Consider the following 17,943-nt stretch of genomic DNA (forward strand, 5'->3'; position numbering starts at 1 on the left):
AAGGTCCAGGAAGACTCGGGAAAGACTCGACACTGCGTGTCATCGGGGGCCAGAATCAGTCAGTACACGATCGAATTCGTGAACGGGAAGAGAGAGCAGGAGCGGTGAGCGAATGGCTGCGGTCGATCTGAGCACGCACCCGGGTCATCTCGCCCGGCGGCTCCAGCAGGCCCACTCTCTGCTGTGGGGGGCGATGGTCTCGGAGGAGACGACGTCGCCGCAGTTCGCCGTGCTCAACGCGCTGGAGGAGAAGCCGGGCATGGACCAGCGGACCCTCAGCGAGCACGTCCACCTGGACCGCTCCACCATCGCCGACCTGGTGGCCCGCCTCGCGGGGCGTGAGCTTCTCGAGCGGGTGCGCGATCCGGAGGACGGGCGCCGCAATGTGCTGAAGCTGACGGAGGACGGCCGGCGGCTGCACCGGAAGCTCGTCACACGGACGGCGCGGATGAACCGCGTCTTTCTCGCGCCGCTCGACGGCGAGGAGCAGGAGACCCTGCTCCGGCTCATCGCGAGGGTGGCCTCGGCGGCGGAGGAGCTGCGCGGCTGACCGGCGGCCCGCCCCCGTTGCCGCGGGTGCGCCCGCGCCCGCGGCGGCGGGAGCGGGCGCTGCACGCGCGGGGAGCGGGCGGCGGGCTGCGGGCTCCCGCGCGTGCGGTCCGGCGGGCGGGTTCAGCGGGTGCGGGAGCGGAAGACCGGCACGCTCACGCCGTCGTCGTCCAGGCAGCGGCCGGTACGCAGGTCGAAGCGCTGCTTCAGCAAGGGCGAGGCCACGAAGGCCCCGCCGCCGGCGCCGGCGCCGCTCGCGTCACCTTCCGCGCCGGGCCCGGTGTCCTGCGGCGTGCCGCCGGTGGCCTCCTTCGCCGACCCGAGCAGGCCCCGGGAGAGGACGTAGGCGCCCGTGAACGGGTCCCGGTTGCCGATGACGTACGTACGGCCCGCGCGGTCGAGAAAGACGGCGGCCTGCGAACCGTCCCGCAGCAGCGCCGCCACACCCCGCCCCGGAATGAGGTCCGCCAGGCTGCACACCGTGAACCAGCCCTGCTCGTCCCGTACTTCGATGCGGGGGGCAGCGGCGGCAGCGCCGCAGACCGCGGCGGCGGTGGTGGTGGCCACGGTGCCGGTGCCGGCGGAAGCAGAGGCGGCGGAAGCAGCGGCGGCCCGGGAGGTCTCCTCCCCGGATTTCCGCCTGACTGCCGTCTTCGTGATGGTCATCGGGTGGCCGTCCCTTCTGGTTCCGGTGTGCGTTCCGCGGTGCGTACGGGGATGTCCGGGCCCGACAGCAGCGTCAAGTCCGGCTTGATCTGCTCGCGTTCCTCGACGAACCGCACCGTCGGGTCGGGGACGTCGGGCGCGTTGACGAAGGAGACGAAGCGGGCGAGCTTCTCGGGGTCGGCCAGCGTGGCGGACCACTCGTCGCGGTAGTGCGCGACGTGGTCGGCCATGAGGGCCTCCAACTCGTCGCACAGCCCGAGGGAGTCGTGCACGACGACGTCCCTGACGTGTTCCAGCCCGCCGTCGATCCGCTCCAGCCAGGCGGAGGTGCGCTCCAGCCGGTCGGCGGTGCGGATGTAGAACATCAGGAACCGGTCGGTCAGGCGCACCAGTTCGGCATCGCTGAGGTCCTGCGCGAGCAGGTCGGCGTGGCGCGGCGTCGCACCGCCGTTGCCGCCGACGTACAGGTTCCAGCCGGACGAGGTGGCGATCACCCCGAAGTCCTTGCCCATCGCCTCCGCGCACTCCCGGGCACACCCCGACACCGCCGACTTGAGTTTGTGCGGCGAGCGCAGACCGCGGTAGCGCAGTTCGAGGCCGACGGCCATGCGCACGCTGTCCTGCACGCCGTAGCGGCACCACGTGCTGCCCACACAGGACTTGACGGTGCGCAGCGCCTTTCCGTACGCGTGACCCGACTCGAATCCGGCGTCGACCAGGCGGGTCCAGATCGCCGGCAGCTGATCGACGCGTGCGCCGAACATGTCGATGCGCTGGCCGCCGGTGATCTTCGTGTAGAGGCCGAAGTCCCGTGCGACCTCGCCGACGACGATGAGCTTCTCCGGCGTGATCTCACCGCCGGGCACACGCGGTACGACCGAATACGAGCCGTTGCGCTGGAGGTTGGCGAGGAAGTGGTCGTTGGTGTCCTGCAACGCGGCCTGTTCGCCGTCCAGTACGTGCCCTCCGGCGCCGATGGACGGTGCGAGCGAGGCGATGACCGAGGCCACAGCCGGCTTGCACACCTCGCAGCCGTCGCCCCGGCGGGCGTCCTCGCGGCCGTGCGAGTCCAGGAGTCCGGCGAACGTCGTCAGCCGCAGGGTGCGCACGATCTCGTACAACTCGGCGCGTGTATAGGCGAAGCAGCCGCACAGGCCCGCGTCGACTGCGACGCCGTTCGCCTCCAGCTCCGCGTCCACGATCTGCCCGAGCACCCTGACGCAACTGCCGCAGCCCGTACCGGCCTTGGTGCACTTCTTCACCGACGGCGCGTCCCTGCAGCCGTGTTCGGAGACGGCGGCCCGGATGGTGCCTTTGTCGATGTGGTGACAGTTGCAGACGACCGCGTCGTCGGGGAGGGCGGCGGGGCCGAGCGCCGCCGGCGCGCCCGAGCCGGCGGGGAGCACCAGCGACTCCGGCGGCACGGGCGGCACGGAGCCGGTCAGCGCGCGCAGCGTGCCGTACGACTCGGCGTCGCCCACGAGGACGCCGCCGAGCAGCGTTCCCCCGGGGGAGACCACCAGCTTCTTGTAGACGCCCGCACGGGAGTCGGAGTAGACGACGTCCAGACTGCCCTCGGCGGTGCCGTGAGCGTCGCCGAACGAGGCCACGTCGACGCCGAGGAGCTTGAGCTTGGTGGAGGTGTCGGCACCGGTGAAGGTGCGGAGCTGCGCGGTGCCCACGGCGGACGCGGCTGCCGCCGCACCGGTCACCGCACCTGCCGTGGGGGCCAGTCGGGCCGCGACCGCGTCGGCGGCGGTCTCCGCCATGTCGTAGCCGGGCGCGACCAGTCCGTGGACCTTCCCGTCGGCCGTACGGGCGCACTCGCCGATGGCGTACACGCACGGGTCGGCGGTGCGGCAGTGCTCGTCGACGACGATGCCGCCGCGTTCGCCCACGTCGAGGCCGGCGTCGCGTCCGAGCTGGTCGCGCGGGCGTACGCCGGCGGCGAAGACGACCATTCCGGCCGGGAGTTGAGACCCGTCCGAGAGCGTCATGGCGGAGACGGCGCCGGTCCGGTCGGTGACGATCCGCTCGCCCGCCACCCCCGTGTGGACCTCCAGCTCCATGCCTTCGAGGGTGCGGCGCAGCGCCGAGCCGCCGCCCGCGTCCACCTGGAGCGCCATGAGCCGTTCGCTGAACTCGACGATGTGCGTCCGCAGTCCGAGCCCGCGCAGTGCGCCCGCCGCCTCCAGCCCCAGCAGCCCGCCGCCGACGACCACGCCCGTGTCCGCCGAGGTCTTCGCGTACGCCTCGATGGCGAGCAGGTCGTCGATGGTGCGGTAGACGAAGCACCCCGTGCTGTCGCTGCCCGGCACGGGCGGCACGAAGGGGTAGGAGCCGGTGGCGATCACGAGGGTGTCGTAGCGGACCGTCAGGCCCGAACGGGAGGTGACCGTACGCCGGTCGCGGTCGATCGCGGCAGCGGGGTCGCCGAGGTGCAGCTCGATCCCGTGCGAGGAGACGAAGTCGTCCTCGCACAGGGCGAGTCCGTCGGGCGTCGTGCCGGAGAAGTACGAGCTGAGGCGGACGCGGTCGTACGCGGGCCGCGACTCCTCGCACAGCACGACCACCCGCGCGGCGGCTGTCGTGCCGCGGGCCGCCAGCGCCTCCAGGAAGCGCTGGCCGACCATTCCGTGGCCGACCAGCACGATCGTCGGCGTCGCGACTGCCTCCGCTGCCTCCGCTGCCTCCGCCGTCTCCGGTTCCGCCGCTGCCTCCGGGCTCGGCGTGGTCGTGGGCGTGGTCGTCGGGGGTGTCATCGGAGGGCCTCTCCGTCGTGGGTGAGCAGGTGCAGCAGCGGCTCCGGCGGCAGCTCCCGGTCGTCCTCCCAGGTGCGGGCGAGTGTGCCGACCGTGGTCAGGTCGCCGAGGAGGATGCCGCCGACGAGCCGGTCGCCGCGCACGACGACCTTCCGGTAGACGCCGCGGGTGGCGTCGGTGAGGTGGACGACGTCGTCGTCCTCACGGGGGAGCGGGTCGCCGAACGCGGCCAGGTCCAGGGGGCGCCCGGAGGTTCCGGCGTACGGGGCGCCCCCGGCGAGGGTGAGGCGCGTCAGGGTGCGGGAGCCGCGGTAGTGCGGGGACCGGTCGTCCCCGGTGAGGACGCGGGCCAGGGCGTCGGCCTGATCCTGCGCGGGGCCCGCCAGCCCGTGCAGGACGCCGTCGTGCTCGGCGCAGTCGCCGATCGCGTACACGTGCGGGTCACTGGTGCGCAGCCGGTCGTCGACGACGACGCCGCGCGAGACCTCCAGACCGGCTGCCTCGGCGAGTCCGGTGCGGGGGCGTACGCCGCACGCGAGGACGGCGAGCCGGGCGTCGAGGGCGTAGCCGTCGGCGAGTTCGACGGCGCGGAGGGCGACGCGGGGGGCGGCGCGGGGGCCGCGTCCTGTGGGGCCGGCGGTGCGCGTGCCGGTGCCGGGGCCGGTGCCGGGGCCGGTGCCGGTGCCCGTGCCCGCGTTGCCGCCGGTGCGCGTCCCGTCGGGCGCGCCGTTGCCTTCCGGGTCACGCGGCCGGGTGCGCAGCCCGCGCACACGGCACTCCGTGTGCACCTCGACGCCCAGTTCCTCCAGGTGCGCCCGCAGCAACGCCGCGGACCCCGCGTCGAGTTGCCGCTCCATGAGGCGCTCGCCCTGATGCGCGAGCACGACCTGCGCGCCGCACCGGGCGAGTGCGCGCGCCGCGGACACACCGAGCAGCCCGCCCCCGACGACCACCGCGGGCAGGCCCGGACGGGCCACGCGCCGGAGTGCGAGGCAGTCGTCCATGGTGCGGAACGCCCGTACGCCGTCGGGCAGTTCGCCACTTCCGGCGGTGAAGAGGCCGCGCAGCGGCGGCAGTACGGGGTTGGCACCGGTGGCGAGCACCAGCTTGTCGTAGGCGAGGACGCCGCCGTCGTCGCACACGACGCGCCGGTCGGCGCGGTCGATGCGGACGGCGCGCACACCCCGCAGCCACCGGGCCCGGCCCGCGGGCAGCGCGACGACCTCCGGTGCGTACTGCCCGGCGAGCACGTCCGCCAGCAGCACCCGGTTGTACGGGGCGTGCGGCTCCTCGCCGACCACGGTGACGTCCGCGGCCGAACCGCCGAGACCGACGCCGGTGCCCGAGGCACTCGCGTCCGCGGCACCCGCGCCCGCGTCCGCCGCGCCGAGTTGCTGGGCGAGCCGGGCACCGGCCATGCCGCCCCCGATCACCACCACGCGCTGTCCCGAAGTCATGCCACGAGAGTGCGGTGCGCCTGTTACCCGGTCGGATCACGTCTGTTTCCCCGGGGGAACGGTGCCCTCAGCGGGGCGCCTCGGGCGCTGTGAGCGGTGCGCCACGAGGCGCATGTCCGGCGGGAAGGGGCCCGTTGTCGGTGGCCGGCCTCATGATGGCGGCATGTACCGGGAGCGGCGGTCGAGGGTGGCAGGAGCCGTGGTGTGGACGCACACCGGCGCGCCCGGGAGGACGGGAGAGCCGGGCGACGGCGAGGGACGGGTTCTGCCCGACGGGTGCATGGACCTGCTGATGTGGGACGGCGCGCTGGTCGTCGCCGGGCCCGATACGCGGGCCCATCTGTTCGCGCGCCGGCCCGGTGCCCGCATCACCGGGCTCCGGTTTCCTCCGGGCACGGGGCCGCTCGTCTTCGGCGTACCGGCACATGAGCTGTGTGATCAGCGGGTGCCGCTCGCCGACGTGTGGCCGGAGCGTGCCGTGCGGATGCTGGCGGAGCGGGTCGCGGAGGCGCCGGAGACGGGCCGGGTGCTGGAGGCCGTCGCCGCCGGCCGGCTCGCGGCGCGGGCGCCGTCGGTGACGCCGGTGAGCGGCGCGGTCGCGGAACTGCTCGCGGGCGGCCGGAGCGTGACGGAGGTGGCCGCCGCGGTCGGGCTGAGCGAGCGGCAGTTGCGCAGGCGCTGCCTGGACGCGTTCGGTTACGGGCCGAAGACCCTCGCGAGGGTGCTGCGTATGCAGGAGGCCCTGCGGCTGGCGGCCCGCGGAGTGCCGCCCGCCGAGGTCGCGTCGGCCGCCGGGTATGCCGACCAGGCCCATCTCTCGCGCGAGGTCAGGGCGCTGGCCGGTGTTCCGCTGACGCGGCTGGTGCCTCAGGAGAGCCGCGCGAAGAGGCTGACGCCGTTGCCGTCCGGGTCGGCCACGACCGCGTAGCGCTGACCCCAGAAGGCGTCCCAGGGCTCGTTGTGTCCTTCGTATCCGGCGCCGGTGAGTTCGGCGTACAGGCGGTCGACGTCCGCGGGGGAGTTGCAGAGGAAGGCGAGGCCGATGCGGCCGCCACCGCGGGGTCCGGGGTCGAAGCCGGGATCGAAGGAACGGATGGTCTCCTCGGTGTCCCAGGCGATCCGCAGTCCGCCGGGAAGTGCCGCCTCGACGTGCGGCTCCTTGTCGGCTTCGGCGGGGATGTCCAGGCCGAGCCGGCGGTAGAAGGCCAGTGCGGCCGCCATGTCGGCGGCCACGAGGCCGATGAGGTCGAAACGTGGTGTCATGCCACGCACGCTAGGCGCGGACGGCGCCGCGGGTCTTGAACGAATCGGACGCGCCGCCACCGCTCTGCGGAGGTGGCCTTCGCCGCGTACGTGCCGGGTCGCATCCGCACCCGCACCGCATCCGTGAACCGGGCGCCGCGCGTCCCGGGCGTACGGGGTGACAGGGTGGAGCGATGAGCGACGACGCCAGGATTCTGACCGTGCTGACGACGACCGGCAGCGAGGAGAAGGCCCGCGAGCTGGCGGCCGGTGCCGTGAGCGAACGCGTGGCCGCCTGCGCGCAGATCAGCGCGCCCGTCACCTCCGTCTACCGGTGGGAGGGCGCCGTGCAGAACGACCCGGAGTGGCAGGTGCTGTTCAAGACGAGCAGCGCACGCTACGACGCGCTGGAGGCCTATCTGCACCGGGCGCACGACTACGACGTCCCGGAGATCATCGCGACACCCGTGGTGCGGGGCGGCGAGGGCTATCTCGCCTGGGTCGAGGAGGAGACCTCGGCCCCCGGGCCGGTCTGACCGGCCGGTCCGAGGCGACCTGGGCCGGTCCGGGCCCGAGCGGCCTGGACGGGCCCGGCGGCCCGGCTTCCCGGGGGCGCGGCCGCCGGACCGGGGCCCGTCTCTCAGCCCTGCCCCTCCATCGCGGCCGGGTCCATCCACACGACCTCCCAGTGGTGTTCGTCGAGGTCGTAGAAGCTGCGCCCGTACATGAAGCCGTGGTCCTGCGGGTCGCCCGCGGCCCGGCCGCCGGCGGCCAGGGCCTTGTCGGCCAGCTCGTCGACCTCGGCTCTGCTGTCGGCGCTCAGCGCGAGCATCACCTCCGTGCCGGTGCCTGCGTCGGCGATCTCCTTCTTCGTGAACGACTTGAAGAAGGGCTCGGTGAGCAGCATGGCGAAGATGTCGTCGCTGATGACGAGACATGCGGCGTTCTCGTCGGAGAACTGCGGGTTGAAGGAGTAGCCGAGCTGGGAGAAGAAGTCCCGGGACTTGGCGAGGTCCTTCACGGCGAGATTGACGAAGATCTTCTTGGACACGGTTTGCCGCCTTTCTGCTGTTTTTCCCTGTGCAGAGACAGACCGCCGGCGCGGCGGCAACTCATCGGTGCCGGCGGAGCTTTTCCCGCGGGACGGTGCGCGGGCGTGGCGCCGCCGGTCAGGAGGCCCCGGCGGGCTCGGGGCCGGGCATCGTCTCGCCGGTCTCCAGCAGGGTCTTGAGGTCGGAGAGAAGATGCGGCCACCCCTGGCCGACCATCTCCAGCAGGGGGCTGCCGGGCTCGAAGTCGTCGTGCACGACGGTCAACTTGACCAGCTTCCCCAGAGGTTCGATCTCGAAGGTCACCTTCGACCGCCGCTCGGCGGCGACTTGGGCCAGGACATCCTCGCCCACCCCGGCCGCCTCCGCCCACTCCGGGGTGAACGTGTGCCAGGTGTACGACAGCCGGCGGAACGGCTCGGATTCGAGGACGACCTGGGAGGGGTCCTCGGTCCTTCCGCCGTGCCCGTTCCAGACCATCGTCGAGCCCGCTTTCCAGTCGGTCTCGAAGGTGGTCTCCCAGTAGCGGCGGGTGAACGCCGGGTCGGTCAGGGCCTGCCAGAGCCGCTCGGGCGTCGTGCTGATGTACGTCGTGTAGACGAACTCGGTGCTGCTCATGGGTTCTTGCTCCAATGCTCGCTTCAGATCCGCGAGCGCCTGGGCGCGGTCGCGGTCGTACTGGTTGATCCAGCGCTCCGCGATGGCATTGATCGGCACGGCGTTGAGGTGGTGCAGCTTCTCCCTGCCGCGCCACGCCGTGGTCACCAGGTTGGCGGCCTCCAGCACCGCCAGGTGCTTGCTGACCGACTGGCGCGCCATCTCCAGACCGGCGCAGAGCTCGCGCAGGGTTTGCCCGTTGCGGGAGTTCAAGCTGTCGAGCAGCAGCCGGCGACTGGGGTCGGCCAGCGCCTTGAACACCTCGTCCATCCTGGTCCGTCGCTCCCATCCTGCGAATACGCAGCCGATTGGCTGCATGAAATATAGGCAGCCGTCCGGCTGCATGTCAATGCTCGCGGCGATGCCTCGGAGGGGTTCTGCGTCGGCCGGTGGTGCCCGGGGTGGCCTCAGGGCGTGTCCGCGACCCGGTCCGTGTCCGCCAACGCCCGTTCCACGCCCGGCTCTTGGGGCCCGAGGAAGTGGCGGCTCCGGAGCTACGCCTCGGGGGACGCCGCGTCACCGGGCGCCGCCGCGCCGGGCCCTGCCCGCTCGACGCGTACCGCGCAGACCTTGAACTCCGGCATCCGCGAGACCGGGTCGAGCGCCGCGCTGGTGAGGGAGTTCGCGCGCCCCTCGCCGTCCCAGTGGAACGGCATGAAGACCGTGTCGGGCCGGATTCCGCGCGTCACCCGCGCGGGCGCCACCGCACGCCCGCGCCGCGAGACGACAGTGAGCGCGTCGCCGTCCTCGGCGCCCAGCTGCTCGGCGAGCCGCGGGTGCAGCTCGACGAACGGTCCCGGCGCCGCGGAGTTGAGCGCGCCGACGCGCCGGGTCTGCGCACCCGACTGGTACTGGGAGAGCACCCGGCCAGTGGTCAGCAGCAGCGGATAGCCCTCGTCCGGCTCCTCGGCGGCCGGACGGTGCATCACGGGTACGAAGCGGGCCAGCCCGTCAGGGGTGGCGAAGCGGTCGAGAAAGAGCCGCCGTGTACCGGGATGCGGGGGCCGCGCGCCCTCGCCCTCGCCGCCGGGCGGTTCCGGGCAGGGCCAGAAGACCCCGTCCTCCTGGGCGATCCGGTCGTAGCTGATGCCCGAGTAGTCGGCGGGGCCGCCCGCGGAGGCGCGCCGCAGCTCGTCGAAGACCTCCTCCGGATCCGCCGGGAAGCCCTTCTCCCAGCCGAGGCGCGCGGCGAGAGCCTCCAGCACCTCCAGGTCCGTACGCACGCCCTCGGGCGGGTCGGCCGCCTTGCGGCGCAACAGGACGCGGCCTTCCAGGCTGGTCGTCGTGCCCGTCTCCTCGGCCCACTGCGTCACCGGGAGCACGACGTCGGCCAGGCGCGCGGACTCCGACAGCACGACGTCGCAGACGGCGAGGAAGTCCAGTGCGCGCAGGCGCTGTTCGACGTGCGCGGCACGTGGCGCGGACACGACGGGGTTCGAGCCCGCCAGCAGCAGCGTGCGCACGTCGCCGCCGAGCGCGTCGAGGAGTTCGTACGCGCTGCGTCCCGGGCCCGGCAGACTCGCCGGGTCTACGCCCCACACCCCGGCCACGTGTGCGCGGGCCGCCGGGTCGTCCAGTCTGCGGTAGCCGGGCAACTGGTCGGCCTTCTGGCCGTGTTCGCGTCCGCCTTGCCCGTTGCCCTGTCCCGTGAGAGCGCCGTATCCGGACAGCGGGCGGCCCGGACGGCCGGTCGCCAGGCAGAGGTTGATCCAGGCGCCGACGGTGTCGGTGCCCTTCGAGTGCTGCTCGGGCCCGCGCGCGGTGAGCACCATGGCGTGCCCGGCGTCGCAGAACAGCCCCGCGGCGCGGCGCAGTTCGGGCACCGGGACGCCCGTGACGCGTTCCACCAGCTCCGGCCAGTGCGCCATCGCCGCGCTGCGGGCCTCCGGCCAGCCGCTGGTGCGGGTCTCGATGTACTCCGTGTCCAGCCTGCCCTCGGCGACGGCCAGATGCAGCAGGCCCAGCGCGAGCGCCAGATCGGTGCCCGGGCGTGGTGCCAGGTGGAGGTCGGCCTGTTCGGCGGTGCGGGTGCGGCGCGGATCGACGACGATCAACTTGCCGCCGTTCTCGCGCAGTTCGGTGACGTAGCGCAGCGCGGGCGGCATCGTCTCGGCGAGGTTCGAGCCGACGAGTACGAGGCAGTCCGTACGGGCGACGTCCGCGAGAGGGAACGGCAGCCCACGGTCCACGCCGAAGGCCCGGGTGCCGGCGGCGGCAGCCGAGGACATGCAGAAACGGCCGTTGTAGTCGATCTGTGAGGTGCCGAGCACCAGACGGGCGAACTTGCCCAGCGCGTAGGCCTTTTCGTTCGTCAGCCCGCCCCCGCCGAAGACGCCCACCGCGTCCGCGCCGTGCTCCTCGCGCGTACGGGCGAGCGCTCCGGCGACCAGACCGAGGGCCTCGTCCCAGCCGGCGGGCTCCAGTTCGCCCGAGGAAGCGCTCCGTACCAGCGGCTGTGTGAGGCGGACGTGCGGGGCGAGCACCTCGGCCGCCGTGCGCCCCTTTCCGCACAGCGCCCCGCGGTTCACGGGGAAGGAGGGGCGCTCGGTGACCTCCAGGCCGGTCCGCCCGGCGCCGTCGGCCGCGGGGCGCAGCGTCATGCCGCACTGCAGCGCGCAGTACGGGCAGTGCGTGTCGGTTCCGGAGGGGGATTGGGCGGCGACGGAGGAGGGGGCCGCGGCGGGACTCACGTGCATGGCATCAGAGTCGGGCAGGCCTGTTACGGGCGGCAGCCGCGCAGGTAACACGCCAGGCAACCGGTCCTCAGCGCCCCGCCGTCCCGCCGGTGAGATGCGGCGGCTGTGAGGGCCTCGCAACGAAGCCGGCGGGCGGCCGCAACAGGGCCGCAAAGACCGCCCGGCAGTCTCGCTCCATGACGGCGTCGCTCCCACCCGAATCCGGCCCCGAATCCGGCCCCGAATCCGGTCCCGAATCCGGTCCCGAATCCGGTCCCGGCTGCGGCCCCGGTCCGGGCCCCGGCCGCGGTCCCCTCCTCGTCCCGCTCCACGGTCTCGACAGCACGGCGCAGCTCATGACCCGGTTCACCACCCAGCTCCACTCCCAGCTCACCGCGGTACGTCCGCCCGCCGCCCCGGTGCTCGTCGCGGTCGCCCACGGCTCCCGCGACCCGGGTGCGCTGCGCACCGTCACCGCGCTGCTCGCGTCCGTACGGTCCGCGAGGCCGGGTCTGCGTGCGGTGCTCGGACACATCGAACTCGACGAACCCGGTCTGGCGGACACCCTTGCCGGGCTTCCGGGCGGCAGCGAAGTGGTGCTCGTACCACTGCTGTTCGGGCGGGGGCACCACGTGAAGCACGACATCCCGCGCGCACTCGCCGCGGCACCGCACCTGCGCGGCACCGTCGCGGAACCCCTCGGTCCGCATCCGCTTCTCGCCGAGGCGCTGCACACGCGGCTGACGGAGGCGGTACGGGCGCGCAGCGCCGCCGCCCGTGACGCCGTCGCTCCGGACGCCCTCACCCGTGACGCCGTCGCCCCGGACGCCCTCACCCGTGACGCTGTCGCCCCGGACGCCGTCGTGCTGGCCTCCGCCGGTTCACGCGACCCCGAGTCCGCCTTGGGCGCCCGGCGCATCGCGGCCGGCCTGCGAGAACGGCTCGGCGGCACACCCGTGCTGCCCGCGTACGCCTCCGCCGCGAGCCCCACAGTGGCCGACACGGTGCGCGCCCTGCGCGAGGCCGGACGGCGCCGGATCGCCCTCGCCTCCTGCTTCACCGCGCCCGGTCACTTCGCCTCGCGCTGCGCGGCCGAGGCGCCCTGGGCCGCCTCGGCACCCATCGGCGACCATCCCGCGCTGGTCCGCCTCGTGCTGCACCGCTTCGACGAGGCACGGGCGGCCCTCGGGGCGGGGCGCCCGCCGGCGCCCGTACACGCGTAGAGGCCACCGGCGGCCACGTACCGACCACCCGCACAGCACGCGCCGGCCAACGCACCGGCCAACGCGCCGGCCACGCAATCCGGTGGCAGCCGGAGGACCCGCCTGCCACCGGTGCCGCTACCGTCGGCGTATGCACGGCACGTATGACACAGAGGCCGCCGGCACAGGCACCGGAACCGGCACGGGCACGGGCGCCGCCACGGGCGCCGGCGGTGCCCCCGCGCCCTACGGCCCGTCCGACATCGAACGCTGGGCACCCGAGCCCGACAAGCGGCCGGGCCGCACCGCCTTCCAGCGCGACCGTGCCCGCGTCCTGCACTCGGCCGCGCTGCGCCGGCTCGAAGGCAAGACCCAGGTCGTCGCGCCGGGCAGCAGCGCGCAGGCGTGGGACGCCAGCCCGCGCACCCGTCTCACCCACTCCCTGGAGTGCGCGCAGGTCGGACGGGAGCTGGGGGCGGCGCTCGGCTGCGACCCGGATCTGGTGGAGACGGCCTGTCTCGCACACGACCTCGGGCACCCTCCGTTCGGGCACAACGGCGAACGCGTGCTGAGCGAGATCGCCGCTCCCTGCGGCGGGTTCGAGGGCAACGCGCAGTCGCTGCGGCTGCTCTCCCGGCTGGAGCCGAAGCGCTTTCTCGAGCCGGACACCGGCACCGACCCCGGCACGGGCACGGAGACGGACCCGCACCACGGCCCCGTGCCCGGCCCCGCCGCCGACGGCACCGACGGCGCCGGTCCGGGCAGCGGAGCCGCCCGCGCACTGATCCCCGTCGGCCTCAACCTCACGCGGGCCGCGCTCGACGCCGCCACCAAGTACCCCTGGACGCGCGGCTCCCACCCCACCGACCCCGCCTCACCGAAGTTCGGTGTGTACGAGGACGACCTGCCCGTCTTCACCTGGTTCCGCCGCGGCGCACCCGGCGGCCGCAAGTGCTTCGAGGCGCAGGTCATGGACTGGGCCGACGACGTGGCCTATTCCGTGCACGACGTCGAGGACGGTCTGCACGCCGGCCATCTCGACCCCAATCTGCTCCTCGCCGAGCCCGAGCGCCGCGACATCTTCGCCGTCGCCGCGCGCCGCTACGCGCCGGGCACCGACCACGGCGAACTCGCCGAAGCCCTCGACCGGCTGCTGGAGCAGGAGTGGTGGCCGCACGGCTACGACGGCTCCGCCGTGGCGCAGGCCCGGCTCAAAGACGCCACGAGCCAGCTCATCGGCAGGTTCTGTCTCGCGGCCGAAGGAGCCACGCGAGCCGCCTACGGCTCCGGACGTCTCACCCGCTACGCCGCCGAACTCGTCGTTCCGCGCGGCGTACGCCTGGAGTGCGCGGTGCTCAAGGCCGTCGCGGACCGCTATGTGATGCAGCGTGACGAGCTGGAACGTCTCCGGGCCGACCAGCGCGTCGTGCTCGGCGAGCTGGCGGACGCGCTGATCTCACGCGCACCCGAAGGGCTCGACCCGCAGTTCCGGGCCCTGTTCGGGGAGGCCGGGGACGACGCGGCACGGCTGCGCGTGGTCGTCGACCAGATCGCCGCCCTGACGGACGTGTCGGCACGCTCGCTCCACATGCGCCTCACCCGCCCCGCGGCGGCCCGCCCGTAGCCGGTGAGGACGGTCCGCGGACCGTCCGGCCGGGGCCGCCCTTACCCCGTTCGTGTCCGGATGTGCCCACCGCAGCGCCGGGGCCTCTTCCCGCTGCCCGTCCGATGCGGGACGCTCGCACGGGGACGATTCCGTCGGGGGGTCAGATCAGCGAGGAGGAACCAAGTGGTCGACGCACACCGGACGTTCGTCATCGTCGGCGGAGGGCTCGCCGGGTCGAAAGCCGCAGAGGCCCTGCGTGCCGAAGGCTTCACCGGCAGGGTCATCCTGATCGGCGACGAGCGCGACCACCCCTACGAGCGTCCGCCCCTCTCCAAGGGATATCTGACCGGGTCCGACGAACGGGAGAGCGTGTTCGTGCACGAGCCCGCCTGGTATGCGGGTGCCGACATCGAACTCCACCTGGGCCAGACCGTCGTACGCCTCGACCGCCCGGCCAAGAGCCTGCAGCTCGGGGACGGGACCCGCCTCCACTACGACAAAGTCCTGCTCGCCACCGGCGCCGAACCGCGCCGCCTGGACATCCCCGGCACGTCCCTCGCCTCCGTGCACCACCTGCGGCGCCTCGCACACGCCGACCGGCTGCGCGGCCGGCTCTCGGCACTCGGGCAGGAGAACGGTCACCTCGTCATCGCCGGCGCGGGCTGGATCGGGCTCGAAGTCGCCGCGGCCGCACGGGCGTACGGGGCGGAGGTCACCGTCATCGAACCGGAACCGACACCCCTGCACTCCGTGCTCGGCCCCGAGATGGGCATGCTCTTCGCCGACCTCCACCAGGAGCACGGCGTGCGCTTCCACTTCGGTGCGCGGGTCTGCGAGATCACCGGGGCGGACGGCATGGTGCAGGCCGTACGGACCGACGACGGCGAAGAGCACCCGGCCCACGACGTGCTCGCCGCCATCGGCGCCGCACCGCGCACCTCCCTCGCCGAGGCGGCGGGGCTGGAACTCTCCGCCGGACAGGGCGGGGGAGTGGCCGTGGACTCCGCGCTGCGCACCTCCGATCCGGACATCTACGCGGCCGGTGACGTCGCCTCGGTGCGCGACACCCCGTGGGCCGCGGAACTGCGTGTCGAGCACTGGGCGAACGCCCTCAACAGCGGCCCCGCAGCGGCACGTTCGATGCTCGGAGGTGACGTCGTCTACGACCGGGTGCCCTACTTCTTCTCCGACCAGTACGACGTGGGCCTGGAGTACTCCGGTTACGCGCCCCCCGGCTCGTACGACCAGGTGGTGTGCCGCGGCGACGTCGCCAAGCACGAGTTCATCGCTTTCTGGCTGCGTGAGAACCGCGTACTGGCAGGGCTCAACGTGAACGTGTGGGACGTGACCGGTGCCGTACAGGACCTGATCCGCTCCCGCGTCGCCGTCGAACCGGACAAGCTTGCCGATCCGGACGTACCGCTGAGCGACCTCGGCGGCCACGGGAACGGGAAGGGCTGACGCCGGTGCCGGGGCGGAGCAGGGCCGGCGGAGCCGGAGCGGCGCGTGCAGCCGCGCCCGCCGCGGCGGCCGCTTCCGGGCGCGCGGACGCCAACGGCCCCGGCCGCGCCTGCCGTTGAGCGACTGACGGTGCGGTGACGGCGACGCGGCCCGCGGCGGCGTCCGCGGCGACGCGACAGCGGCACCGCCCGACGCCCGACGCCCGACGCCCACGTCCGACGTCCGACGCCCGATGCCCGATGCACTTCGCCTGTCGCGCCTGCGGGCGGCGACCCCGCCAGGGGCTCCGCACCCCGTCCGGGCAGGACGACGTGTCGGCGGCCCACCGTACAATTCCGGTGTGGCGGGCAGGATCAACGACGACGACGTGAAAGCGGTGCGGGGCGCGGTCCCCATCGACACCGTGGTCTCCGAGTATCTCCAGCTGCGCAACGCCGGCGGCGGCAATCTCAAGGGCCTCTGCCCCTTTCACGACGAGAAGTCCCCCTCCTTCCACGTCAGTCCGGCCAAGGGCGTCTTCCACTGCTTCGGCTGCCAGGAGGGCGGGGACACCCTCGACTTCGTGATGCGGGTCGACCACCTCTCCTTCTCGGAGGCCGTCGAACGCCTGGCGGGCCAGGCGGGCATCACACTCCGGTACGAGGAGGGCGGCTACGGCCGCTCCAGCCAGCAGGGCGAGCGCACTCGCCTCGTCGAAGCGCACAAGGTGGCCGCGCAGTTCTACGCCGAGCAGTTGCAGGGCCCCGAGGCCGAGGCGGGCCGGCGGTTCCTGACCGAACGGGGCTTCGACCAGTCCGCGGCGGAGCACTTCGGCATCGGCTACTCACCGGCGGGCTGGGACCATCTCGTGCGCTTCCTGCGCGGCAAGGGCTTCTCCGACAGGGAGCTGACCGCCTCGGGCCTCGCGCAGGAAGCCCGCAACGGGCGTCCGATCGACCGGTTCCGCGGCCGTCTGATGTGGCCCATCCGCGACATCACCGGTGACGTCGTCGGATTCGGCGCCCGCAAGCTGCGCGACGACGACAACGGCCCCAAGTACCTCAACACCCCCGAGACGCCGATCTACCACAAGTCCCAGGTCCTCTACGGCATCGATCTGGCCAAGAAGGACATCGCCAAGGGCAACCGCGCCGTCGTCGTCGAGGGCTACACGGACGTCATGGCCTGCCACCTCGCCGGCGTCACCACCGCCATCGCCACCAGCGGCACGTCCTTCGGCGAGGGCCACATCAAGATCCTCCGCCGTCTGCTGATGGACAACTCCGGCTCGGAGGTCATCTTCACCTTCGACGGCGACGCGGCCGGGCAGAAGGCGGCGCTGCGAGCCTTCGAGGACGACCAGAAGTTCGCCGCCCGTACGTCCATCGCGATCACACCGCAGGGCATGGACCCGTGCGAACTGCGGATCGCCGAGGGCGACGAGGCGGTGGCGAAGGTCGTCGAAGGGCGCTCGCCGCTCTTCGAGTTCGCCATCCGCTCGATCGTCGGTCAGCACAACCTCGATACGGCGGAAGGCCGTTCGGCCGCGCTGGAGCAGGCGGCGCCCGTCGTCGCGCAGATCAAGGACCCGTCCATCCAGCACGAGTACGCGGTGCGTCTCGCGGGGCTCCTCGGCATCCTGGACACGCAGTTCGTCGTACGGCGCCTGGGCCAGCTCGCCCGCCGCCGCACCACGGGCAGGGGCGCACCGCGCGCGGGCGCGTACGGCCAGGGGCCCGCTGCGGCCGCGCCCGAGTCCGCCGCGCAGGGAGCGCCGCAGCAGACGGCGGCACGCGGGGGGCCCGCCCTCAACCTGCGCAGCCCGGCACACCGCGTCGAGCGGGAGCTGCTCAAACTCGCCCTGCAGCGCCCCGAACTGGTCGCACCGGCCTTCGACGCCTACGGCACGGACGAGTTCACCGCCCCGCCCTACGCCGCCGTCCGCGAGGCCGTCGAGGCGGCAGGCGGCGTGACCGGAGCCGACGACGACTTCGTCACCCGTGTCCGTTCCACCGCGCCCGACGACGGCGTGCGGGCGCTCGTGCACGAACTCGTCGTCGAGCCGCTGCGCAGCGCCCGCGGCCGTGAGCCGGACGAGATGTACGCGGGAATGCAGCTGGTCGCCGTGCGCCTCGCCGCCGTCAACGCGCGCATCGCCGACCTCGAGAGCAGCGCCCGGCGTCTGGAGGCCCAGCGCGACGACGAGCGCTCCGCGGCCGTACGACAGGAGATCTGGACGCTCACCCAGTACGGCCGCTCCCTCCAGGAACGCGGCGCGGCGGCGCTTTAGGCCGTCTCCGGCGGATCAGCCGAACGGCAGTCCCCTGAGCCTCGCGGCCGGAGACGTGCCCCCAACGGCCATCGTCCCCTTCGTGGTTGACCACAGTCGCGGAGGAAACAAACCGGCCGCAATGGTGTGAAACCCGCCGCATGAGGGTCCGGCGGCATTCCCGACTGCCCGTCGGGGGCACCGCCGGGGGTCCGGGGGCCAGGTGGCCCGGGAGAGGACCACACGACCGGCGTCACTGCCCGGTCTCCCGCGCGCGGGTCGGGGCCACATCAGCGCGGAGCCGCACGGTTGCGCGGCACGGCCGCCAGGCCGTAGCCGTACGAATGCGAAAAGTCACCGCCCATCTCA

14 protein-coding genes are annotated in these 17,943 nt (G+C 73.3%); 7 read left to right on the forward strand and 7 right to left on the reverse strand.

Features of this window, described 5'->3' with window-relative positions; translation table 11 throughout:
- Positions 1 to 112: 112 nt before the first annotated feature.
- A complete protein-coding gene (locus tag AN215_RS17570; protein WP_070011668.1) occupies positions 113 to 550 on the forward strand; it encodes a MarR family winged helix-turn-helix transcriptional regulator in 438 nt (145 codons plus the stop codon).
- 122 nt (positions 551 to 672) lie between these two features.
- On the opposite strand, the gene AN215_RS17575 is transcribed toward AN215_RS17570, so the two are convergent.
- The 3 genes from AN215_RS17575 to AN215_RS17585 all read right to left on the reverse strand — a co-directional run bounded on the left by AN215_RS17575 (position 673) and on the right by AN215_RS17585 (position 5,434).
- The gene (locus tag AN215_RS17575; protein ID WP_070031215.1) at positions 673 to 1,116 is read right to left on the reverse strand and encodes a nitrite reductase small subunit NirD; all 444 of its coding nucleotides are present in this window, start codon (positions 1,114 to 1,116) and stop codon (positions 673 to 675) included.
- 95 nt (positions 1,117 to 1,211) lie between these two features.
- Positions 1,212 to 3,977, reverse strand: coding sequence for a nitrite reductase large subunit NirB (gene nirB, locus AN215_RS17580; RefSeq protein ID WP_079123153.1), 2,766 nt, complete (start codon positions 3,975 to 3,977; stop codon positions 1,212 to 1,214).
- Positions 3,974 to 5,434: an NAD(P)/FAD-dependent oxidoreductase gene (locus AN215_RS17585; protein ID WP_070011670.1), complete on the reverse strand. Its 1,461-nt coding sequence runs from the start codon at positions 5,432 to 5,434 to the stop codon at positions 3,974 to 3,976. Before AN215_RS17585 ends, nirB begins: the two co-directional genes overlap by 4 nt.
- A 163-nt stretch (positions 5,435 to 5,597) precedes the next feature.
- Here AN215_RS17585 and AN215_RS17590 point away from each other — a divergent pair, with 163 nt between their 5' ends.
- Positions 5,598 to 6,362: a helix-turn-helix transcriptional regulator gene (locus AN215_RS17590; RefSeq protein WP_070011675.1), complete on the forward strand. Its 765-nt coding sequence runs from the start codon at positions 5,598 to 5,600 to the stop codon at positions 6,360 to 6,362.
- On the opposite strand, the gene AN215_RS17595 is transcribed toward AN215_RS17590, so the two are convergent.
- Complete coding sequence (locus tag AN215_RS17595; protein ID WP_070011680.1) at positions 6,302 to 6,697, reverse strand: VOC family protein; 396 nt, start codon at positions 6,695 to 6,697, stop codon at positions 6,302 to 6,304. The two genes, AN215_RS17590 and AN215_RS17595, sit on opposite strands and share 61 nt — an antisense overlap.
- Before the next feature lie 173 nt (positions 6,698 to 6,870).
- On the opposite strand from AN215_RS17595, the gene cutA reads away from it, so the two are divergent.
- On the forward strand, positions 6,871 to 7,212 hold the full coding sequence (cutA, locus tag AN215_RS17600) for a divalent-cation tolerance protein CutA (protein WP_070011682.1): 342 nt from the start codon (positions 6,871 to 6,873) through the stop codon (positions 7,210 to 7,212).
- A gap of 104 nt (positions 7,213 to 7,316) precedes the next feature.
- On the opposite strand, the gene AN215_RS17605 is transcribed toward cutA, so the two are convergent.
- The 3 genes from AN215_RS17605 to AN215_RS17615 all read right to left on the reverse strand — a co-directional run bounded on the left by AN215_RS17605 (position 7,317) and on the right by AN215_RS17615 (position 11,078).
- The gene (locus tag AN215_RS17605; protein ID WP_070011683.1) at positions 7,317 to 7,727 is read right to left on the reverse strand and encodes a VOC family protein; all 411 of its coding nucleotides are present in this window, start codon (positions 7,725 to 7,727) and stop codon (positions 7,317 to 7,319) included.
- A gap of 118 nt (positions 7,728 to 7,845) precedes the next feature.
- A complete protein-coding gene (locus AN215_RS17610) occupies positions 7,846 to 8,652 on the reverse strand; it encodes an ArsR/SmtB family transcription factor (RefSeq protein WP_070011685.1) in 807 nt (268 codons plus the stop codon).
- A gap of 224 nt (positions 8,653 to 8,876) precedes the next feature.
- Positions 8,877 to 11,078, reverse strand: coding sequence for a molybdopterin oxidoreductase family protein (locus AN215_RS17615; RefSeq protein WP_070011687.1), 2,202 nt, complete (start codon positions 11,076 to 11,078; stop codon positions 8,877 to 8,879).
- 335 nt (positions 11,079 to 11,413) lie between these two features.
- Between AN215_RS17615 and AN215_RS17620 the strand changes: the two genes are divergently transcribed.
- The 4 genes from AN215_RS17620 (at position 11,414) to dnaG (ending at position 17,595) form a co-directional block, all read left to right on the forward strand.
- On the forward strand, positions 11,414 to 12,280 hold the full coding sequence (locus AN215_RS17620; RefSeq protein WP_070031216.1) for a sirohydrochlorin chelatase: 867 nt from the start codon (positions 11,414 to 11,416) through the stop codon (positions 12,278 to 12,280).
- 130 nt (positions 12,281 to 12,410) lie between these two features.
- Positions 12,411 to 13,883: a deoxyguanosinetriphosphate triphosphohydrolase gene (locus AN215_RS17625; protein ID WP_079123154.1), complete on the forward strand. Its 1,473-nt coding sequence runs from the start codon at positions 12,411 to 12,413 to the stop codon at positions 13,881 to 13,883.
- A 165-nt stretch (positions 13,884 to 14,048) separates the two neighbouring features.
- Positions 14,049 to 15,326: an NAD(P)/FAD-dependent oxidoreductase gene (locus AN215_RS17630; protein ID WP_070011690.1), complete on the forward strand. Its 1,278-nt coding sequence runs from the start codon at positions 14,049 to 14,051 to the stop codon at positions 15,324 to 15,326.
- 340 nt (positions 15,327 to 15,666) lie between these two features.
- Positions 15,667 to 17,595 carry a DNA primase gene (gene dnaG / locus AN215_RS17635; protein ID WP_070011691.1) on the forward strand — a complete coding sequence of 643 codons (1,929 nt, stop codon included), beginning with the start codon at positions 15,667 to 15,669 and terminating at the stop codon, positions 17,593 to 17,595.
- The last annotated feature ends 348 nt before the right edge of the window (positions 17,596 to 17,943 follow it).

Source organism: Streptomyces abyssalis (assembly GCF_001751365.1).
In the GTDB taxonomy this organism is placed as follows: Bacteria; Actinomycetota; Actinomycetes; order Streptomycetales; family Streptomycetaceae; genus Streptomyces; species Streptomyces abyssalis.